Source organism: Psychromarinibacter halotolerans, assembly GCF_029168315.1.
In the GTDB taxonomy this organism is placed as follows: domain Bacteria; phylum Pseudomonadota; class Alphaproteobacteria; order Rhodobacterales; family Rhodobacteraceae; genus Psychromarinibacter; species Psychromarinibacter halotolerans.
In genome coordinates this window covers 393,995-408,348 of sequence record NZ_JARGYD010000003.1, presented here as the reverse complement: position 1 = coordinate 408,348, position 14,354 = coordinate 393,995, and the positions used below count along the sequence as shown (strand labels likewise).

Annotated in this window: 14 protein-coding genes; 8 read left to right on the top strand and 6 right to left on the bottom strand. The window is 66.6% G+C overall.

What is annotated here, in order from left to right:
• Nucleotides 1-63: 63 nt before the first annotated feature.
• The 3 genes from P1K30_RS10535 (at nt 64) to P1K30_RS10525 (ending at nt 3,048) form a co-directional block, all read left to right on the top strand.
• Nucleotides 64-696 carry an acyl-homoserine-lactone synthase gene (locus tag P1K30_RS10535; protein ID WP_275632684.1) on the top strand — a complete coding sequence of 211 codons (633 nt, stop codon included), beginning with the start codon at nt 64-66 and terminating at the stop codon, nt 694-696.
• Nucleotides 697-790: 94 nt separating this feature from the next.
• Complete coding sequence (locus P1K30_RS10530) at nt 791-2,320, top strand: ATP-dependent DNA helicase (protein ID WP_275632683.1); 1,530 nt, start codon at nt 791-793, stop codon at nt 2,318-2,320.
• Nucleotides 2,317-3,048: an SDR family oxidoreductase gene (locus tag P1K30_RS10525; protein WP_275632682.1), complete on the top strand. Its 732-nt coding sequence runs from the start codon at nt 2,317-2,319 to the stop codon at nt 3,046-3,048. Before P1K30_RS10530 ends, P1K30_RS10525 begins: the two co-directional genes overlap by 4 nt.
• Before the next feature lie 38 nt (nt 3,049-3,086).
• Here the strand turns inward: P1K30_RS10525 and P1K30_RS10520 are convergent, their stop codons facing one another.
• The 3 genes from P1K30_RS10520 to ubiA all read right to left on the bottom strand — a co-directional run bounded on the left by P1K30_RS10520 (nt 3,087) and on the right by ubiA (nt 6,556).
• Nucleotides 3,087-3,416 (bottom strand): hypothetical protein, encoded by a 330-nt coding sequence (locus tag P1K30_RS10520; RefSeq protein WP_275632681.1) that lies wholly within the window; start codon nt 3,414-3,416, stop codon nt 3,087-3,089.
• A gap of 11 nt (nt 3,417-3,427) precedes the next feature.
• Entirely contained in the window at nt 3,428-5,527 is a 2,100-nt protein-coding gene (locus P1K30_RS10515; protein WP_275632680.1) for an OmpA family protein, read from the bottom strand.
• 66 nt (nt 5,528-5,593) lie between these two features.
• Nucleotides 5,594-6,556 carry a 4-hydroxybenzoate octaprenyltransferase gene (gene ubiA / locus P1K30_RS10510; protein ID WP_275632679.1) on the bottom strand — a complete coding sequence of 321 codons (963 nt, stop codon included), beginning with the start codon at nt 6,554-6,556 and terminating at the stop codon, nt 5,594-5,596.
• Nucleotides 6,557-6,577: 21 nt separating this feature from the next.
• Between ubiA and P1K30_RS10505 the strand changes: the two genes are divergently transcribed.
• The 3 genes from P1K30_RS10505 to P1K30_RS10495 all read left to right on the top strand — a co-directional run bounded on the left by P1K30_RS10505 (nt 6,578) and on the right by P1K30_RS10495 (nt 9,342).
• Nucleotides 6,578-7,285, top strand: coding sequence for a 16S rRNA (uracil(1498)-N(3))-methyltransferase (locus tag P1K30_RS10505; protein WP_275632678.1), 708 nt, complete (start codon nt 6,578-6,580; stop codon nt 7,283-7,285).
• Nucleotides 7,286-7,393: 108 nt separating this feature from the next.
• The gene (locus P1K30_RS10500) at nt 7,394-7,909 is read left to right on the top strand and encodes a hypothetical protein (protein WP_275632677.1); all 516 of its coding nucleotides are present in this window, start codon (nt 7,394-7,396) and stop codon (nt 7,907-7,909) included.
• Between the two features lie 62 nt (nt 7,910-7,971).
• A complete protein-coding gene (locus P1K30_RS10495) occupies nt 7,972-9,342 on the top strand; it encodes a glutamate--cysteine ligase (protein ID WP_275632676.1) in 1,371 nt (456 codons plus the stop codon).
• A 10-nt stretch (nt 9,343-9,352) separates the two neighbouring features.
• Here P1K30_RS10495 and P1K30_RS10490 read toward each other — a convergent pair whose 3' ends face one another.
• Genes P1K30_RS10490 through P1K30_RS10480 form a run of 3 tightly spaced genes read right to left on the bottom strand, consistent with a single transcriptional unit; the run spans nt 9,353 to nt 11,110 of the window.
• The gene (locus P1K30_RS10490) at nt 9,353-9,865 is read right to left on the bottom strand and encodes a hypothetical protein (protein ID WP_275632675.1); all 513 of its coding nucleotides are present in this window, start codon (nt 9,863-9,865) and stop codon (nt 9,353-9,355) included.
• Nucleotides 9,866-10,420, bottom strand: a complete 555-nt coding sequence (locus P1K30_RS10485; protein WP_379561845.1) for an ActR/PrrA/RegA family redox response regulator transcription factor — start codon at nt 10,418-10,420, stop codon at nt 9,866-9,868. It abuts the gene before it with no gap.
• A gap of 57 nt (nt 10,421-10,477) precedes the next feature.
• Nucleotides 10,478-11,110 (bottom strand): SCO family protein, encoded by a 633-nt coding sequence (locus P1K30_RS10480; protein WP_275632674.1) that lies wholly within the window; start codon nt 11,108-11,110, stop codon nt 10,478-10,480.
• Nucleotides 11,111-11,188: 78 nt separating this feature from the next.
• On the opposite strand from P1K30_RS10480, the gene regB reads away from it, so the two are divergent.
• Nucleotides 11,189-12,580 (top strand): sensor histidine kinase RegB, encoded by a 1,392-nt coding sequence (gene regB / locus P1K30_RS10475; RefSeq protein ID WP_275632673.1) that lies wholly within the window; start codon nt 11,189-11,191, stop codon nt 12,578-12,580.
• A 157-nt stretch (nt 12,581-12,737) separates the two neighbouring features.
• A complete protein-coding gene (locus P1K30_RS10470) occupies nt 12,738-14,264 on the top strand; it encodes a PAS-domain containing protein (RefSeq protein ID WP_275632672.1) in 1,527 nt (508 codons plus the stop codon).
• Nucleotides 14,265-14,354: the final 90 nt, after the last annotated feature.

The following is a 14,354-nucleotide window of genomic DNA, read 5'->3' as shown; positions in this document are numbered from 1 at the left end:
TTAGCGACGCGTTAACAAGCCGAAAGCAGCCTGAGTTGCAGTTTTCCTGCACTGAGGCGTTCCATGCTCCGTTACATCTATGGCGAGGACCTGTCCCGCTTTCCCCTGCTGCGCGACACCATGTTCCAAGATCGTGCCACGCAGTTCCGTGACCGTCTTGGCTGGGAGGTGACGGTGGACGACGCGGGTGAAGAACGCGACAGCTATGACGCGATGAACCCGATCTACGCGATCTGGGAGCGTCCCGACGGCCGCCACGGCGGGTCGATGCGGTTCCTGCCCACTGTGGCCGACACGATGGTGAACGACCACTTCCGCCACCTTGCCGGGGCCGAGATCCGGACGCCGCTGATCTGGGAATGCACCCGCTTTTGCCTTGCCCCGGATGCCGAACCGCGCGTGTCCTCGGCGCTGATGCTGGCGGCGCTGGAAGTCGGGCTGAACTTTCACCTCACCGATCTGGTCGGCGTGTTCGACGCGCGCATGGTGCGGGTCTATCGCAGGCTGGGCTGGGAACCGACGGTGTTGGGGTCCGAAGGATCGGGCCGCGCGGCGATCAGCGTCGGGCTGTGGGCCTGCACCCACGACGTGCTGCCGGTTCTGCTGGACCGGGCGGGCATCTCGGCGGCGTTCAGCCAAGCGTGGTTCGACCAGTCGTTCGGGCTGAAACCGATGCCGCTTGCGGCCACCGGCTAAGCCGGCTTGATGGCCGCTTGGGGCGGGGGGATCTTTCATCTTCATGCGGTGAAATCCGATTCCCTCCCCCCGCCGGTTGGCATAGGGTCTGCGCATGGCGCTGCCCGCAGTACAATTCTCCGATGATCAGGCCGAGGCCTTCGACAGCGTCACCGAAATGCTTCGGGGCGCTGGCGTCGATCTTGTGGACGGGTCGCTGTCGCCGATGGCCGAGGGTCGCCAAAGCATCGCCGCCGTGATCGGCAAGGCCGGCTCCGGCAAGACCATGCTGCTGGCGCAGCTGACCGACGCGCTGCAGGAAGCGGGCGTCGAGATCGTCTCGGGCGACTGGGAAGGCAAACGCCGCAAGGACCGGCGCACGCTTGCGATCCTTGCGCCGACGAACAAGGCCGCCAGCGTTCTTCGCAACCGGGGCGTGCCCGCGACGACGATCCACCGCATCCTGTACACTCCGGTCTACGACCCCGAGTACGAGAAGATCGCCGAGTGGCTGGCCGGCAATGGCGACCGTCCCGAGATCGAGGGGCTGACCGACATCGCGCTGGACCGGGCGCGGGCGTTCTACGAGACGAACAAGTCGATCCCCGGCGCGCTGGCGGCGGCGGGATTGCGCGGGTCTGATTTCATCCGGGGCTGGAAGCGGCGCGAAGACCCGCTGGACGTGGGTTTCGTCGACGAGGCCTCGATGCTGGACGACCGGCTGTACGACGACCTGAAAGAGATCTTCCCGACGCTGCTGCTGTTCGGCGACCCGGCGCAGCTGGCGCCCGTGGGCCAGTCGGGCGAGATGGTGTTCGACCGGTTCGAGGGCAAGCGGCGGCTGGAGCTAAGCCGCATCCACCGGCAGGCCGAGGGCAACCCGATCCTCGACCTTGCCCATGCACTCGCCGACGACAGCCTTGGGTTCGAGCAGTTCGAGCGCATGGTCGAGGATGCCGCGCGCCGCGACGACCGGGTGGTGGTGACGCCCCGAGTGGACGCCAGCCTGATGGCCCGTTCGCCGGTGCTGGTGTGGCGCAACAAGACCCGCGTGCGGCTGATTTCGGCGTTCCGGTCGGCCTATGGCGCGCGGCCAGACGAACTTTTGCCCGGCGAGCCGCTGATTTGCGACGGGCTGGAATTACCGCTGAAACACCGCAAGCGCCGCATCGACCTTGAAGCGCGGGGTCTGATCAAGGGCGCGCAGGTCGTGTTCATGCGGCCCGGCCGCAAGCCCGGTTTCGCGCATCTTCACGTCATGGGGGCCGAAGACCCGCAGTTGTCCGTCGCCTCGATCATCAAGATCGAGATGCCGAACGAAGAAGAACCCTTCATCCCGTCCGCCGCCACGATGGGGGCCGCGTTCCTGCATGGGGCCGCCGTGACCATCCACAAGGCGCAGGGCAGCCAGTGGCCTGACGTGCAGGTGTTCGCACCAGACCTCTGGGCCGCCGCGCAGGCTGGACGGGTCGAGGCGGGTATTCCGCTGTGGAAGCGGCTGGCATATGTCGCGATCACCCGCGCGCAGGAACGGCTGTATTGGGTGACACGCTATCGGCTGGCGCGCCCAAGCGGGCCGCTGACGACCGACGATCTGAAGGCGCCGGCGGCGCCACTTGAACTGCAGAGGGAGGAACAGGAATGACAGGGACGATCCTGATTACCGGCGCAAGCTCGGGCATAGGACAGGCAACGGCAGAGTATTTTGCCGAACAGGGCTGGACCGTGGGCGCGCTTGCCCGCCGCGCCGAGCCGCTCGAGGAGATGGCCGCGAAGAACGACCTGATCATCCCGCTGCCGGCGGACGTCAGCGACCCGGATGCCGTCGACAAGGCGTTCGCGACCTTCGTGGAAAAGGCCGGGCGGCTGGACGTCCTGTTCAACAACGCCGGCATGTTCGGCGTGGCCGAGCTGATCGACGATGTGCCGCTGGACGTGTGGAACAACGTGGTGAACGTGAACCTGCACGGGATGTTCCTGTGCGCGCGGGCGGCCTTCGGCCTGATGCGCAAGCAGGACCCGCGCGGCGGACGGATCATCAACAACGGGTCGATTTCGGCCCACGTCCCGCGTCCGAACTCGGTGTGCTACACGACGACCAAGCACGCGATCACCGGCATGACCAAGGCGCTTAGTCTCGATGGCCGCGATCTGGACATCGGCTGCGGTCAGATCGACATCGGCAACGCCCGCACCCCGATGGTCGCCGCGCAGCACGAACGTGCGATTGCGGCGGGGACCAAGCCCGACCCGTCGATGGACGTCAGCAACGTGACGGACGCGATCTGGTTCATGGCGACGCGCGACCTAGAGGCCAACGTCCAGTTCATGACGGTGATGGCACGCGAGATGCCCTACATCGGGCGCGGCTGAACGCGGCCCGGGATCGTCCGGCTCTTGGCGCCGGACGGTCAGCTTGACTGGCCGGATTTTTCCAGCTGCGAGCGCAGTTCTTCCGCCTCGGTCCGGGCGTCGCGCAGCCCGTCCATCGCGGCGGACAGTTCCGCCTCGGTTTGGTGCAAGGTGTTGGTCAGGTCCTGCTCGCGCTGCTGATAGTAGGCAACCGCCTGATCGCGCTGTTCTTCGGCCTCGTGCAACTGCTGCGCCAGCTTGTCCAGCTCGCCCATTTCCGAGCCTTTCACCCGCACGAAGCGGTGGATCAGCCAGTGGGCGAACCAGCCCAGCACGAAGGCGACGAACAGGATGACGGCCGTCAGGGCGATGAATTCGGTGCGGTTCATTCGGTGTCTTCCTACTCGGCTATGTCCTCGGGCCGTCTAACCGGCGGCGTGGTGGGCATGTCGGGATCAACGGGCAAAGTCTCGGTGTCCGGGGCGTCATCTTCGCTGACCTCTTCATCGGCCTCATCCGCCGCGGCATCCGTGTCTTCTTCCGGTGCCGCAGCGTCTGCGTCTGCCTCTGCGTCCGCCTCGTCCGACGCGGCTGCGTCGTCTGCCGACTCGTCCGTCGCGTCAGTCTCGGCTTCGGCGGTCTCGTCGTCCTCCGTGGCCTCGGCGACATCTTCCTCGCGCAGGCGCAGCGTGAACTCGATACGGCGGTTTTCCTCGCGGCCTTCTTCCGACCCGTTGTCGGCGATCGGCTGTTCCTCGCCATAGCCGCGCGCGGTCAGGTTGGCGGTCAGAACGCGGCGGGCCATCAGGGCTTCCAGCACGGCCTCGGCCCGGCGCTGCGACAGGCCAAGGTTCATCGCCTCGCGGCCTTGGCTGTCGGTGTGTCCACCGATCTCCATCGGCACGGCGGTGCAGTCTTCCATCACCTCGGCGATGCGGTCGATGGACACCCGTGCGGCGCTGTCGATGTCGGCAGAGCCGGGAGCGAAGGTGATCTTGCGCGCGGCGAGGATCGCGTTGATGGCGTCGACGCATTCCTCGGGCGTTGGCAGGGTTTCCTCGGGTTCCTCGACCTCGTGGTAGGTCACATTGATCGTGATGTTGGCCGACGCGCCCAGCTGGTCGCCCAGAATACGGGCGATCTCGGCGCGGGCGTCCGGGTTGTCGGTGTCGCCGCGCACGGTGATGTTCTCGGGCTGCACCACAAGCGCGCCGTTGGTCAGGTTCGACAGGGCCTCCAGCCCCGAGAACACCCGCCCCGACCAGCCCATCGGCAGATCCTCGGCGGTGCGCATCGTGCCCCGAACCTCGGCGGTCGAGAACCGGGCGCGGGCAAAGCTTTCGACCGCTTCGCGCAACCGCGCGTCGTTCACGCGACCGCGCAGTTGCAGCAGGCCTTCCGGCGACAGGGTGGCGACGAACTCGGGGCGGACGTCGCCCGCGTCGTTGCCAGCGCCGTCGTTTTCCGGCGGGGTCGGCAGCACCGCGTCAAGGCTGAACACCTCGGGCAGGGCGGCTTCCAGTTCGCCGACAACGGTGTCGAAGGTCGTCTGGTCGGTGCCGACGGGGGCGGTCAGGCTGACGTCCGCGTCCGAGAACGACAGCGTCCCGCCGTTCAGCCGCGCGACGGCGTCGATCCCGGCGGTCACCGCATCGGGCCAGCGCGGCGACGGCACGCCAAGCCCAAGGGTGCAGGTGGCCGTGCCCTGCAGGCCAGCCGCCGCGGCGGCGGCAAGGATGCGGGCGCGCCCGTCCTCGGTGTGGGCCGAGCACGCGTCGAAGCGCCCGCCATCCTCGTCCATCAGGAAGCGCAGGGTAAACGGCGTGATAACCGGGCGCGGTGCGCTGATGTCCAACGTCAGCGTCACGCTGTCCGGAACCTCTGCCCGCAGCGCCTCTTGCAGGGCGCGCCGCTGGTCGGCGCTGTCGGAAATCGCGGTGATCTCGACCGAGCCGGGCGACACCGAAATTTTCGAGCGGGGCAGGCGGGCCAGTGCCTCGAGCGAATAGGTCATCGCCGGGCCCCAGCCTTCGGGCACCGGGTAATCGGCGCTTTCCAGCAGGTCCGTCACCTGTGCCCGACCGGCGATTTCCTGCAGCAGGTCGGACACGGCTTCGCGGTCCATCGCGTCGGGCACCAGACCGATCAGCGACACGCCGTCCGCGTTGCGCAGGATCTCGATCGAGAATTCGGGCGGTTGGATCGGGTCGGGGGACGTCACCTCCATCCCGTCGATCACGCGGGTGGCGTCGACCACGTTCCCGGCCAGCGACAGGGCCTGAAACCGCGTCGCTTCATCCGGGGCGGTACCGCTGAGTCGTACCTGAAGGCCGTCGACCGAGACGGACGCCCAGTCCAGCCCGCCTTCGAGGAACAGGGTGTCGATCTCGCGTTGTGACGTGCGTTCGATGCGGCCCACCATTAGGGCCGCCGCGCTGACGGCGCCGGTGGCGGCAATCGCGAAGGCGGCGATGGTGGCAATCAAAGAGGATTGGCGCATGGACTGTTCGGGTGTCCGTTCCGTTGGTCTGCCGGGTCTAATAGGCGGATCGGCAAAAAGCTGCAATCATGCCAGCAAGGCGGCGGCGAGAAACAGCGCAGGGATCAGCCCCGCGTCGCGGTTGGACCGGAACAGCGTCAGGCAGATGTCGCCGTCGTCGATGTCCAGCTTGCGCAGCTGCCACGCCATGTGCCAGCCCATCGCCCACGGGCCGCCAAGGGCAATGACCAGCGCCAGCAGGTTCGCGTCCGGGACAAGGGCAAGGATGACAGCGAAGGCAAACAGCGTGACGGTCAGGGCAAGGAACGCCTGAAGGTAGGTCGCGGTGCGTTCGCCGAACAGGCGGGCGGTGGACTTCACGCCGATCAGGGCGTCGTCTTCCTTGTCCTGATGGGCGTAGATCGTGTCGTAGAACAGCGTCCACGCGATGCCGCACAGGTACAGCGGCAGCTGCGCCCAGTGGAAGCCGCCGGTGACGGCGGTCCATGCCAGCACCGCGCCCCAGTTGAAGGCAAGGCCAAGGAAGATCTGCGGCCACCATGTAAAGCGTTTGGCGAAGGGGTAGATGCACACCAGCGCCAGCGACGCGATGCCAAGCGCGATCGCCTCGACCGGGAAGGTCAGCAGGATTGCGAAGGCGATCAGCGACTGGATCGCCATCCAAGCGACGGCCTGCTTCACGCTCACCTGTCCCGACGGGATCGGTCTGGAGGCCGTCCGGGCGACCTTGCCGTCGAAGTTTCGGTCGGTGATGTCGTTCCACGTACAGCCCGCGCCGCGCATCAGCACCGCGCCGACGCCGCAGCCCGCCATCACCCACGCGGCGTGCCATGAAAACCCGCCCTGCCACAGCGAGGCCAGCAGTGCCGACCACCAGCATGGCAGCAGCAGCAGCCACGTTCCGATCGGACGGTCCGCCCGGGACAGCCGCAGGTAGGGCCGCGTCCACGCCGGGGCGTGCCGGTCGACCCAGTTTCCCTTCACCGCGTCCGCAACGGTGCCGGTCGTGGTGTCTGGTGCTTCGCTCATCGCTCGCCTATCTGTGCGGTCATGGTCAGGCTCTATGTAGATCACCCGCTTCACCCGGGACAACCGGTCCCTCTGTCTCGTGATCAGTCGCATTACCTGTTCGGGGTGATGCGGATGAAGGAAGGCGACGACCTTCTGGTGTTCAACGGACAAGATGGCGAGTTCCGCTGCACCGTATCGGCGGTGCACAAGAAAGACGGCATCCTGACCGCGGTCGAGCAGACCCGGCCGCTGCAAATGCCGCCGGACCTGTGGCTGTTGTTCGCGCCGATCAAGAAGCAGCGCACCGATTTCATCGTCGAGAAGGCGGCAGAGATGGGGGCGGCGCGGATCATGCCGGTCCAGACCGATCACACCAATTCCGAACGCATCCGGCAGGACCGGCTTCAGGCCCACGCGGTCGAGGCGGCGGAACAATGCGGCGGCACCTATGTGCCCGAGGTCACCGATCTTGCGAAGCTGGACACCGTGCTGGACGGTTGGCCCGAGGACCGGCAACTGGTGTTCTGCGACGAGGCGACCGTGGGGTTGCAACAGGCGTTGTCGGGCGGGGTGGGCAAGTGGGCGATCCTGATCGGTCCCGAAGGCGGATTTTCCCAGCGCGAGCGCGACCGCCTGACGTCCTTGCCCTTCGTGCACATCATCAGCCTTGGCCCGCGCATCCTGCGCGCCGACACTGCCGCCGTCGCAGCCATCACCCTGTGGCAGCAGGCGCTGGGCGACTGGTAGGCGCGGGGAAATTGCGGCCAGAATGGACTTTGGCCACCGATTTCGCCAAATTGACGCCGGGATTGCGGGGTATCGTCCGCCGCAGCCGTTGGTAGACCACAGGTGGACATGTCGTTCATCCGACCCGAACTGAAGCAGAAATTCTGGCGCTGGCGCGAGGTCTTGCTGGGCGTCTTCATCGCCTGTTGCGGGATGTTGTGGGCGGTGACGGAAAGCGGCGTGCTTGCGGCCATCGGAACCTCGCTGGCCATTGTCGGGGCGCTGATCACCTTCGCGGGCTTCCAGCGCACACGTTTCCGTGTGGGCAGCGACGGGCCCGGCGTCGTGACCGTGGACGAGCGGCAAGTGACCTATTACGGGCCGCTCGACGGTGGATCGGTGTCGATCGACTCGCTGGTCCGGGTCGAGCTTGACCCGGCCGCGAAACCCCATGCTGTCTGGGCTTTGACCGACTCGACCGGGCTGACCGTCGAGATCCCGACACAGGCGCGCAATGCAGAGATGCTGTTCGACGTTTTCTCGGCACTGGACGGAATCCGCACCGAGAACATGCTGGCGCAACTGCGCAGCAATCCGACCGAGCGGGTTCGCATATGGGACGCGGGGCGTCGGCGGCTGCATTGACTTCGCGCTGAAAACGCCGCAGGTCTGCCTTCATATCGAAGGCAAGACAAAGGCGCGCGCCCATGTCCATTCCCCAGTCGGGCGGCGGCCCCATCGAACGTCACGAACAGCTGGCCGAGTATCTCGCCGACGGGTGCAAGCCCAAGGCCGACTGGCGGATCGGGACCGAGCACGAGAAATTCGGCTATTGCAAGGACACGCACAAGCCGCTGCCCTATGAAGGCGAGCGGTCGATCCGCGCCATCCTTGAAGGTCTGCGCGACCGTTATGGCTGGGCCGAGGTGAACGAGGGCGGCAAGCTGATCGGCCTGACCAAGGACGGCGCCAACGTCAGCCTAGAGCCCGGTGGCGCGCTGGAACTGTCGGGCGCACCGCTTGAGACGATTCACCAGACCTGCGACGAGGTGAACGAGCACCTGCGCGAGGTCAAATCCATCGCGGACGAGATCGGCGTTGGCTTCATCGGCCTTGGCGCCGCGCCCGAATGGACGCATGACGAGATGCCGCTGATGCCGAAGGGGCGGTACAAGCTGATGGATGCCTACCAAAGCACCGTCGGCACCACCGGCACCACGATGATGCGCCGCACCTGTACGGTTCAGGTCAACCTCGACTTCGGGTCCGAGGCGGACATGGTCCAGAAGATGCGCGTCGCCATCGCGTTGCAGCCGGTGGCCACCGCTTTGTTCGCGAACTCGCCCTTCTTCGAGGGCAAGCCGAACGGCATGAAATCCTATCGCAGCTGGGTCTGGCGCAACATGGATCCGGCGCGCACCGGCATGGTGCCCTTCGTGTTCGAGGACGGTTTCGGTTTCGAACGCTGGGTGCAGTACGCCTTGGATGTGCCGATGTATTTTGTCTACCGCGACGGAAAATACATCGACGCGCTGGGCATGTCGTTCCGCGACTTCCTGAAGGGCGAACTGCCGGCTTTGCCGGGCGAGAAGCCGACCTTGTCGGACTGGGCCGATCACCTGACGACCCTGTTCCCCGAAGCCCGCGTGAAGAAATTCATCGAGATGCGCGGCGCCGACGGCGGCCCGTGGCGGCGGCTGTGCGCGCTGCCCGCGCTGTGGGTCGGACTGACCTATGACCAGACGGCGCTGGACGCGGCATGGGACCTGGTCAAGGACTGGGACGCCGAAACGCGCGAGGCCTGGCGGGTCGGTGCGGGCGAGCAGGGGCTGGATGCCGTCGTCGGTGGCCGCCGGATGCAGGATCTTGCCCGCGAGGTCGTGGACATTGCCCGCGGCGGCCTGAAGGCGCGGGCCCGCCCCGGCCTTGGCGGAATGGTGCAGGACGAACGCCATTTCCTTCACGCGCTGGAAGACAGCATGGAGAATGGCAAGGTCCCGTCGGACGAACTGCTGGACAGGTACAACGGCGACTGGGCTGGCGATCTGTCGAAGATCTACGGCGAGTATTCCTACTGACCCGATCCGCCTAGCGGAAGAAACAGGTCGTTCCGGCCCACAGCGTGTCGATCGGAGTGGCCGCATCGTTGTCGGGCAACAGGCCGTAGATCCCGTCTGCCTCGAACTCTACGCCCAGCGTGGTGGGCTGGAACGGGCCGTAGCCGCCGTTTTCCAGCTGCGCCCGCGTGACCCCGGCCGACAGACCGTTCGCTGCCGCGACGCGCGGGTCGTCGGTTGTCCAGCCGACGAAGTTGCCGGTCTGGAACAGCAGGGTGATCCGGTCGTACTGCACGATCTGCAGCGGCCCGGCCCCGCATTCCGGGTTGGTCATGCTGTTCGCGGGGGGTGCGCCCAACACCCGGGTGACAGCTGTCAGCACGCCGTCCTGCGCCCGACCGAAATCGATCCTCAGGGGATTGCCCGCGATCGCCAGACCGTTCGCATCCGGCCGCAGGTCCGTGGTGCCGCCGCGTGTCGTGACCTCGGTCCCGCCGCAGGCGGCCAGCAAAAGCAGGGCGCAGGCGGCAAGGATGCGGGTCATCTACTTCGGGCTCCGCTTCGCGAGGATACGCTGTAGCGTCCGGCGGTGCATGTTCAGCCGCCGCGCGGTTTCCGAGACGTTGCGGTCGCACAGTTCATAGACCCGCTGGATATGCTCCCACCGGACACGGTCGGCGCTCATCGGGTTCTCGGGCGGCGGCGGCAGTTCGTCGCCGCGGGCCAGAAGCGCGTTGGTGATGTCGTTGGCGTCGGCGGGCTTGGACAGATAGTCGGTCGCGCCGATCTTCACCGCGGCCACGGCGGTGGCGATGGCGCCATAGCCCGTCAGCACCACGATACGGCTGTCGGGGCGGCGTTCGCGCAGCACCTCGACCACGTCCAGCCCGTTGCCGTCTTCCAGCCGCAGGTCGACCACGGCATAGGCTGGCGGACGGGCGGTGGCGATGGCGCGACCGGCGGCGACGGACTCGGCCATCTCGACCTCGAAGCCGCGCTTCTCCATCGCGCGCGCAAGGCGGCGCAGGAAGGGTTCGTCATCGTCAACCAGAAGAAGCGAGCGGTCGTCCCCAAGTTCAGTCGCATCCCGATCCTGCACGTCGGCCTCCATCCCTCGCATTCAGTCAGGCGAATTTAGTTAACTCTTCGAAGATGGTCAATTTGCAGCCGCCGTCCGAATGAAGCAGGCAGAGCGCGAGGCGATCTCTTCCGGCGTCGTGTCGCGGCTGAAATAGTCCACTGTCCCGTGACCGGGCAGGACCAGATAGCTGTAGGCCGTGTGGTCGACGAGATAGAACGCGTCGTCCGCCTCGTGCGGACGGAAGTACACCTTGAAGGCATCGGCGGCGGCCTTCACTTGCTCGGGCGAACCGGTCAGCCCCACCATGTCCGGGTGCATCCAGCTGGCATACTGGTCGACGACCTCGGGGGTGTCGCGGGCCGGATCGACGGTGATGAACACCGGCTGAAATTCCAGCCCCTCGGCCTGCACGAGGTCGGTCGCCTCGGCATTGCGGGCGGTGTCGGTGGGGCAGACATCGGGGCAATTGGTATAGCCGAAGTACAGCAGGCTGGGCCGCGTGATCACATCTGCGTCAGTAACCGCCGTTTCGGACCCGTCGACCAGCGTGAACGGCCCGCCCAGAGCGTCCGCCAGACCCGGCCCGGTTCCGGCCCGGCAATCGGCGAAAAGGTCGCTGGCGCCGCCCCACGTCGCATAGAACGTCCCGCCGATCAGCGCGACGGCGGCCGTGGCGGCGACAAGCGCATATGTCCGGGTCGATGCCATAGGTCGCGGGCCCGCCTGCGTTGATCTGTGGTCGGGGCGGGCTTAACAAGGTTCGCAACCGTCATCCAGAGGCAGTCCATGCCCGATACACACCGCGGCCTGTTGGCGAACGAAATCCGCAACCGTTGGGTCCGTCTGCGGACGCTGGTGATGCTGCGCTGGTTCGCCATCGGCGGCCAGTTCGCTGCGCTGGCCGTCGGTCTGACCTTCTTCGACCTGCGGCTGGAACTGGGCTGGTGCTTCGTCGCCATCGGCGCGTCGGTGATCGCCAACCTGGTGATGAATTTCGTCTATCCCGAAAGCAAGCGCCTGACCGAACGCGAAGTTCTGGCGATGCTGCTGTTCGACCTTGGGCAGCTGGGGTTCCTGCTGTTCCTGACGGGCGGGCTGAACAACCCGTTTTCGCTGCTGGTGCTGGCGCCGGTGACGATCTCGGCGACGGCGCTGTCGCTGGGCGCAACGACGACGATGGGCGCCGTGGCGATCACGGTGGTGTCGCTGGTGGGGCTGGTCCACATCCCGCTGCGCACCGCCGCCGGGGACGTGATCGAGATGCCGCAAACGCTGCAGTTCGGCACCTGGATCGCCACGACGATCGGGATCGTGTTCATGGCCGTTTATGCCCGTCGGGTCACCAGCGAGATCCATTCGATGTCCGAGGCGCTGCTGGCCATGCAGATGGCACTGGCGCGCGAGCAGAAGCTGACCGACCTTGGCGGCGTGGTCGCCGCCGCCGCGCATGAACTTGGGACACCTCTGGCGACCATCAAGCTGGTCAGCCGTGAGCTGATGGAAGAGCTGGAAGACAATCCGGAACTGCGCGAGGACGCCGAGTTGATCGGCAGTCAGGCGGACCGATGCCGCGACATCCTGCGGTCGATGGGGCGGGCCGGGAAGGACGACCTGCACATGCGCCAAGCGCCGCTGGAAGAGGTCATCCGCGAGGCGGCGGAGCCGCACAGCGACCGTGGCAAGACGCTGGTGATCGACATGGCACCCGGCGAAGGCGGGGCGCTGACCCAACCGCAGATCGCGCGCCGGCCCGAGGTGATCCACGGGCTGCGGAACCTGATCCAGAACGCGGTGGATTTCGCGGCCTCGACGGTCTGGATTGACGTGGTCTGGACCGACCGGGTGATCGAGCTGCGTATCATCGACGACGGCAGAGGCTTTCCGCCGCACCTTTTGGGACGGATCGGCGACCCCTTCGTGCGGCGCCGCAAGACCGTCGAGGACAGCGACGCGCGACCGGAATACGAAGGCATGGGGCTTGGGCTGTTCATCGCCAAGACCCTGTTGGAGCGCTCGGGCGCCGAACTGAGTTTTTCGAACGGTCGCGATCCCCTGACGCCGCCGGGCGAGGCCGGCACGCGGTCGGGCGCCATCGTCGAGGTCATCTGGCCAAGGTCCCGCATCGTGCCGCAGCGCGAGGATCGCGGGCTGGGAGAGAACCAGCCGTTCCTGCCCTGATCCTTTTTTCGGGACGGGATCGAGAACCACGAAACGAGCTTAACGGCATATTAACCACTGCACCGGTAAGCCTGTGGATGGGACGGGTAACTTCTGGAATGCGCCAATGGAAATGGCGAGTCTTGCTCAGGCTGGTGTACTGGTATTCATAGCGTTCGTGACGGCCTTGGCTGCGTTGCTTGCATCAGGAAGCTTATTTTCCCGCAAGTCCGGTCGCGACCGGCGCGCCGTGGCAGAGGTCGCGTTCCTGTTCGACGGCGGGACGCTGGTCGACGCCACGGCTGCCGGCCGCCGGTTGCTGCAATACGCGACCTCGCGGGGCTCGGACATGGCGCGGCTTGTCGCCTTCCTTGCGCCCCGCTTCCCGGACCTTCATGCCCGCGTGCAGACCTGCGGCGAAAACGACAGGATGCTGCTGCTGTCGTCGGACAACCGCGCGCGGCTGCGGATCGAATCCCGGTCGGGCCGGCTGCGGATCTCGCTTGAAGACGTGCAGGACGAACAGTCCGAAACGATGGACCGGCATAGTCAGGCCGTGCTGTCCGCCGAACTCGACGCGCACCGCGACGTGTCCGAGCATATGCCGATCCCGATCTGGCGTCTTGATGCCAAGGGTCATGTGACTTGGGCGAATGGCGCCTACTGGGCCCTTGCGGAACGCGCCGGTCTGTCGGAAGGCGTGGCGCCCGGCGCCTTTCCCTTGCTGTTTCCCGGTGTGTCCGAGGTGACGCTTCCGGCCGGGGCCACCCACCGGCTTCAGCTGATCGTGCCGGATGTCGAAGATCCGCTGTACTTCGACGCCTCGGTCGCGCTTGTCGGGCGCGACCGGCTGCTGACAGCGGTGCCCGCCGATGCCGTGGTGGGTGCGGAACGCAACCTGCGGGAATTCATCCAGACGCTGACCCAGACCTTCGCGCATCTCAGCGTGGGGCTTGCCATCTTCGACCGGCGGCGGGAACTGACCCTGTTCAACCCGGCGCTGGGCGACCTGTTGGGGCTGGAGGTCGAGTTTCTGGTGGCCCGGCCACCGCTGATGCGGTTCCTCGACCACCTGCGGGAACGCAACATGATGCCCGAACCGAAAGACTACAAATCGTGGCGGCAGCGGATGACCGATCTGGAAACGGCGGCCACGGAAAGCGGCAAGTCCGAAACATGGGCGCTGCCCGACGGACGCACGTTGCGGATCACGGGGCGGCCGCATCCGGACGGCGCCGTGGCCTTTCTGTTCGAGGATATCAGTTCCGAGATCCGGCTAAGCCGCGAATACCGGAGCGAGCTTGAAACCGGCCATGCCGTGATCGACACGCTGGACGAGGCGATCGCGGTGTTCTCTGCCGATGGTCGCCTGAACTTCGCCAACCGGGCCTATGGCCGCCTGTGGGCCGGGGAAACCGCCTCGCGGCAGGGCGTTCCATTCCTTGAAGCGTCGCGGCAATGGCAGCAGCAATGCGCACCCAGCCCGGTCTGGGGTGATGCACGCGACTTCGCCGCTGAAATGTCGGGCCGTTCGACTTGGCACGCCGAGGTGCGGCTGACCGATGGACGCCCGCTGGTCTGCCGGTTCGAACCGCTTCCGGGCGGCGGCACGATGGCCGGCTTCAGCGAACCGACCGGCGGAGCCCTGCAACCGCGCTCGGTCGCCGACACCGGCCCGGTCAAGCGCACCGCCGCCGGGGCGTGACCACCGGGATCGGGGCTGCGTCGCGCGCCGCCGGGTGCTTACCGGCATCGGTCAACGGCTGGTCCGCCCATGTTCCCGTAAGCGCGAATC

Bases quoted from the DNA above. Each gene is read 5' to 3' on its own strand.
- P1K30_RS10535 (WP_275632684.1), top strand. From the start codon at position 64: ATGCTCCGTTACATCTATGGCGAGGACCTGTCCCGCTTTCCCCTGCTG.
- P1K30_RS10525 (WP_275632682.1), top strand. From the start codon at position 2,317: ATGACAGGGACGATCCTGATTACCGGCGCAAGCTCGGGCATAGGACAG.
- P1K30_RS10520 (WP_275632681.1), bottom strand. From the start codon at position 3,416: ATGAACCGCACCGAATTCATCGCCCTGACGGCCGTCATCCTGTTCGTC.
- ubiA (WP_275632679.1), bottom strand. From the start codon at position 6,556: ATGAGCGAAGCACCAGACACCACGACCGGCACCGTTGCGGACGCGGTG.
- P1K30_RS10480 (WP_275632674.1), bottom strand. From the start codon at position 11,110: ATGGCATCGACCCGGACATATGCGCTTGTCGCCGCCACGGCCGCCGTC.
- regB (WP_275632673.1), top strand. From the start codon at position 11,189: ATGCCCGATACACACCGCGGCCTGTTGGCGAACGAAATCCGCAACCGT.
- P1K30_RS10505 (WP_275632678.1), top strand. From the start codon at position 6,578: ATGGTCAGGCTCTATGTAGATCACCCGCTTCACCCGGGACAACCGGTC.
- P1K30_RS10490 (WP_275632675.1), bottom strand. From the start codon at position 9,865: ATGACCCGCATCCTTGCCGCCTGCGCCCTGCTTTTGCTGGCCGCCTGC.
- P1K30_RS10530 (WP_275632683.1), top strand. From the start codon at position 791: ATGGCGCTGCCCGCAGTACAATTCTCCGATGATCAGGCCGAGGCCTTC.
- P1K30_RS10495 (WP_275632676.1), top strand. From the start codon at position 7,972: ATGTCCATTCCCCAGTCGGGCGGCGGCCCCATCGAACGTCACGAACAG.
- P1K30_RS10500 (WP_275632677.1), top strand. From the start codon at position 7,394: ATGTCGTTCATCCGACCCGAACTGAAGCAGAAATTCTGGCGCTGGCGC.
- P1K30_RS10515 (WP_275632680.1), bottom strand. From the start codon at position 5,527: ATGCGCCAATCCTCTTTGATTGCCACCATCGCCGCCTTCGCGATTGCC.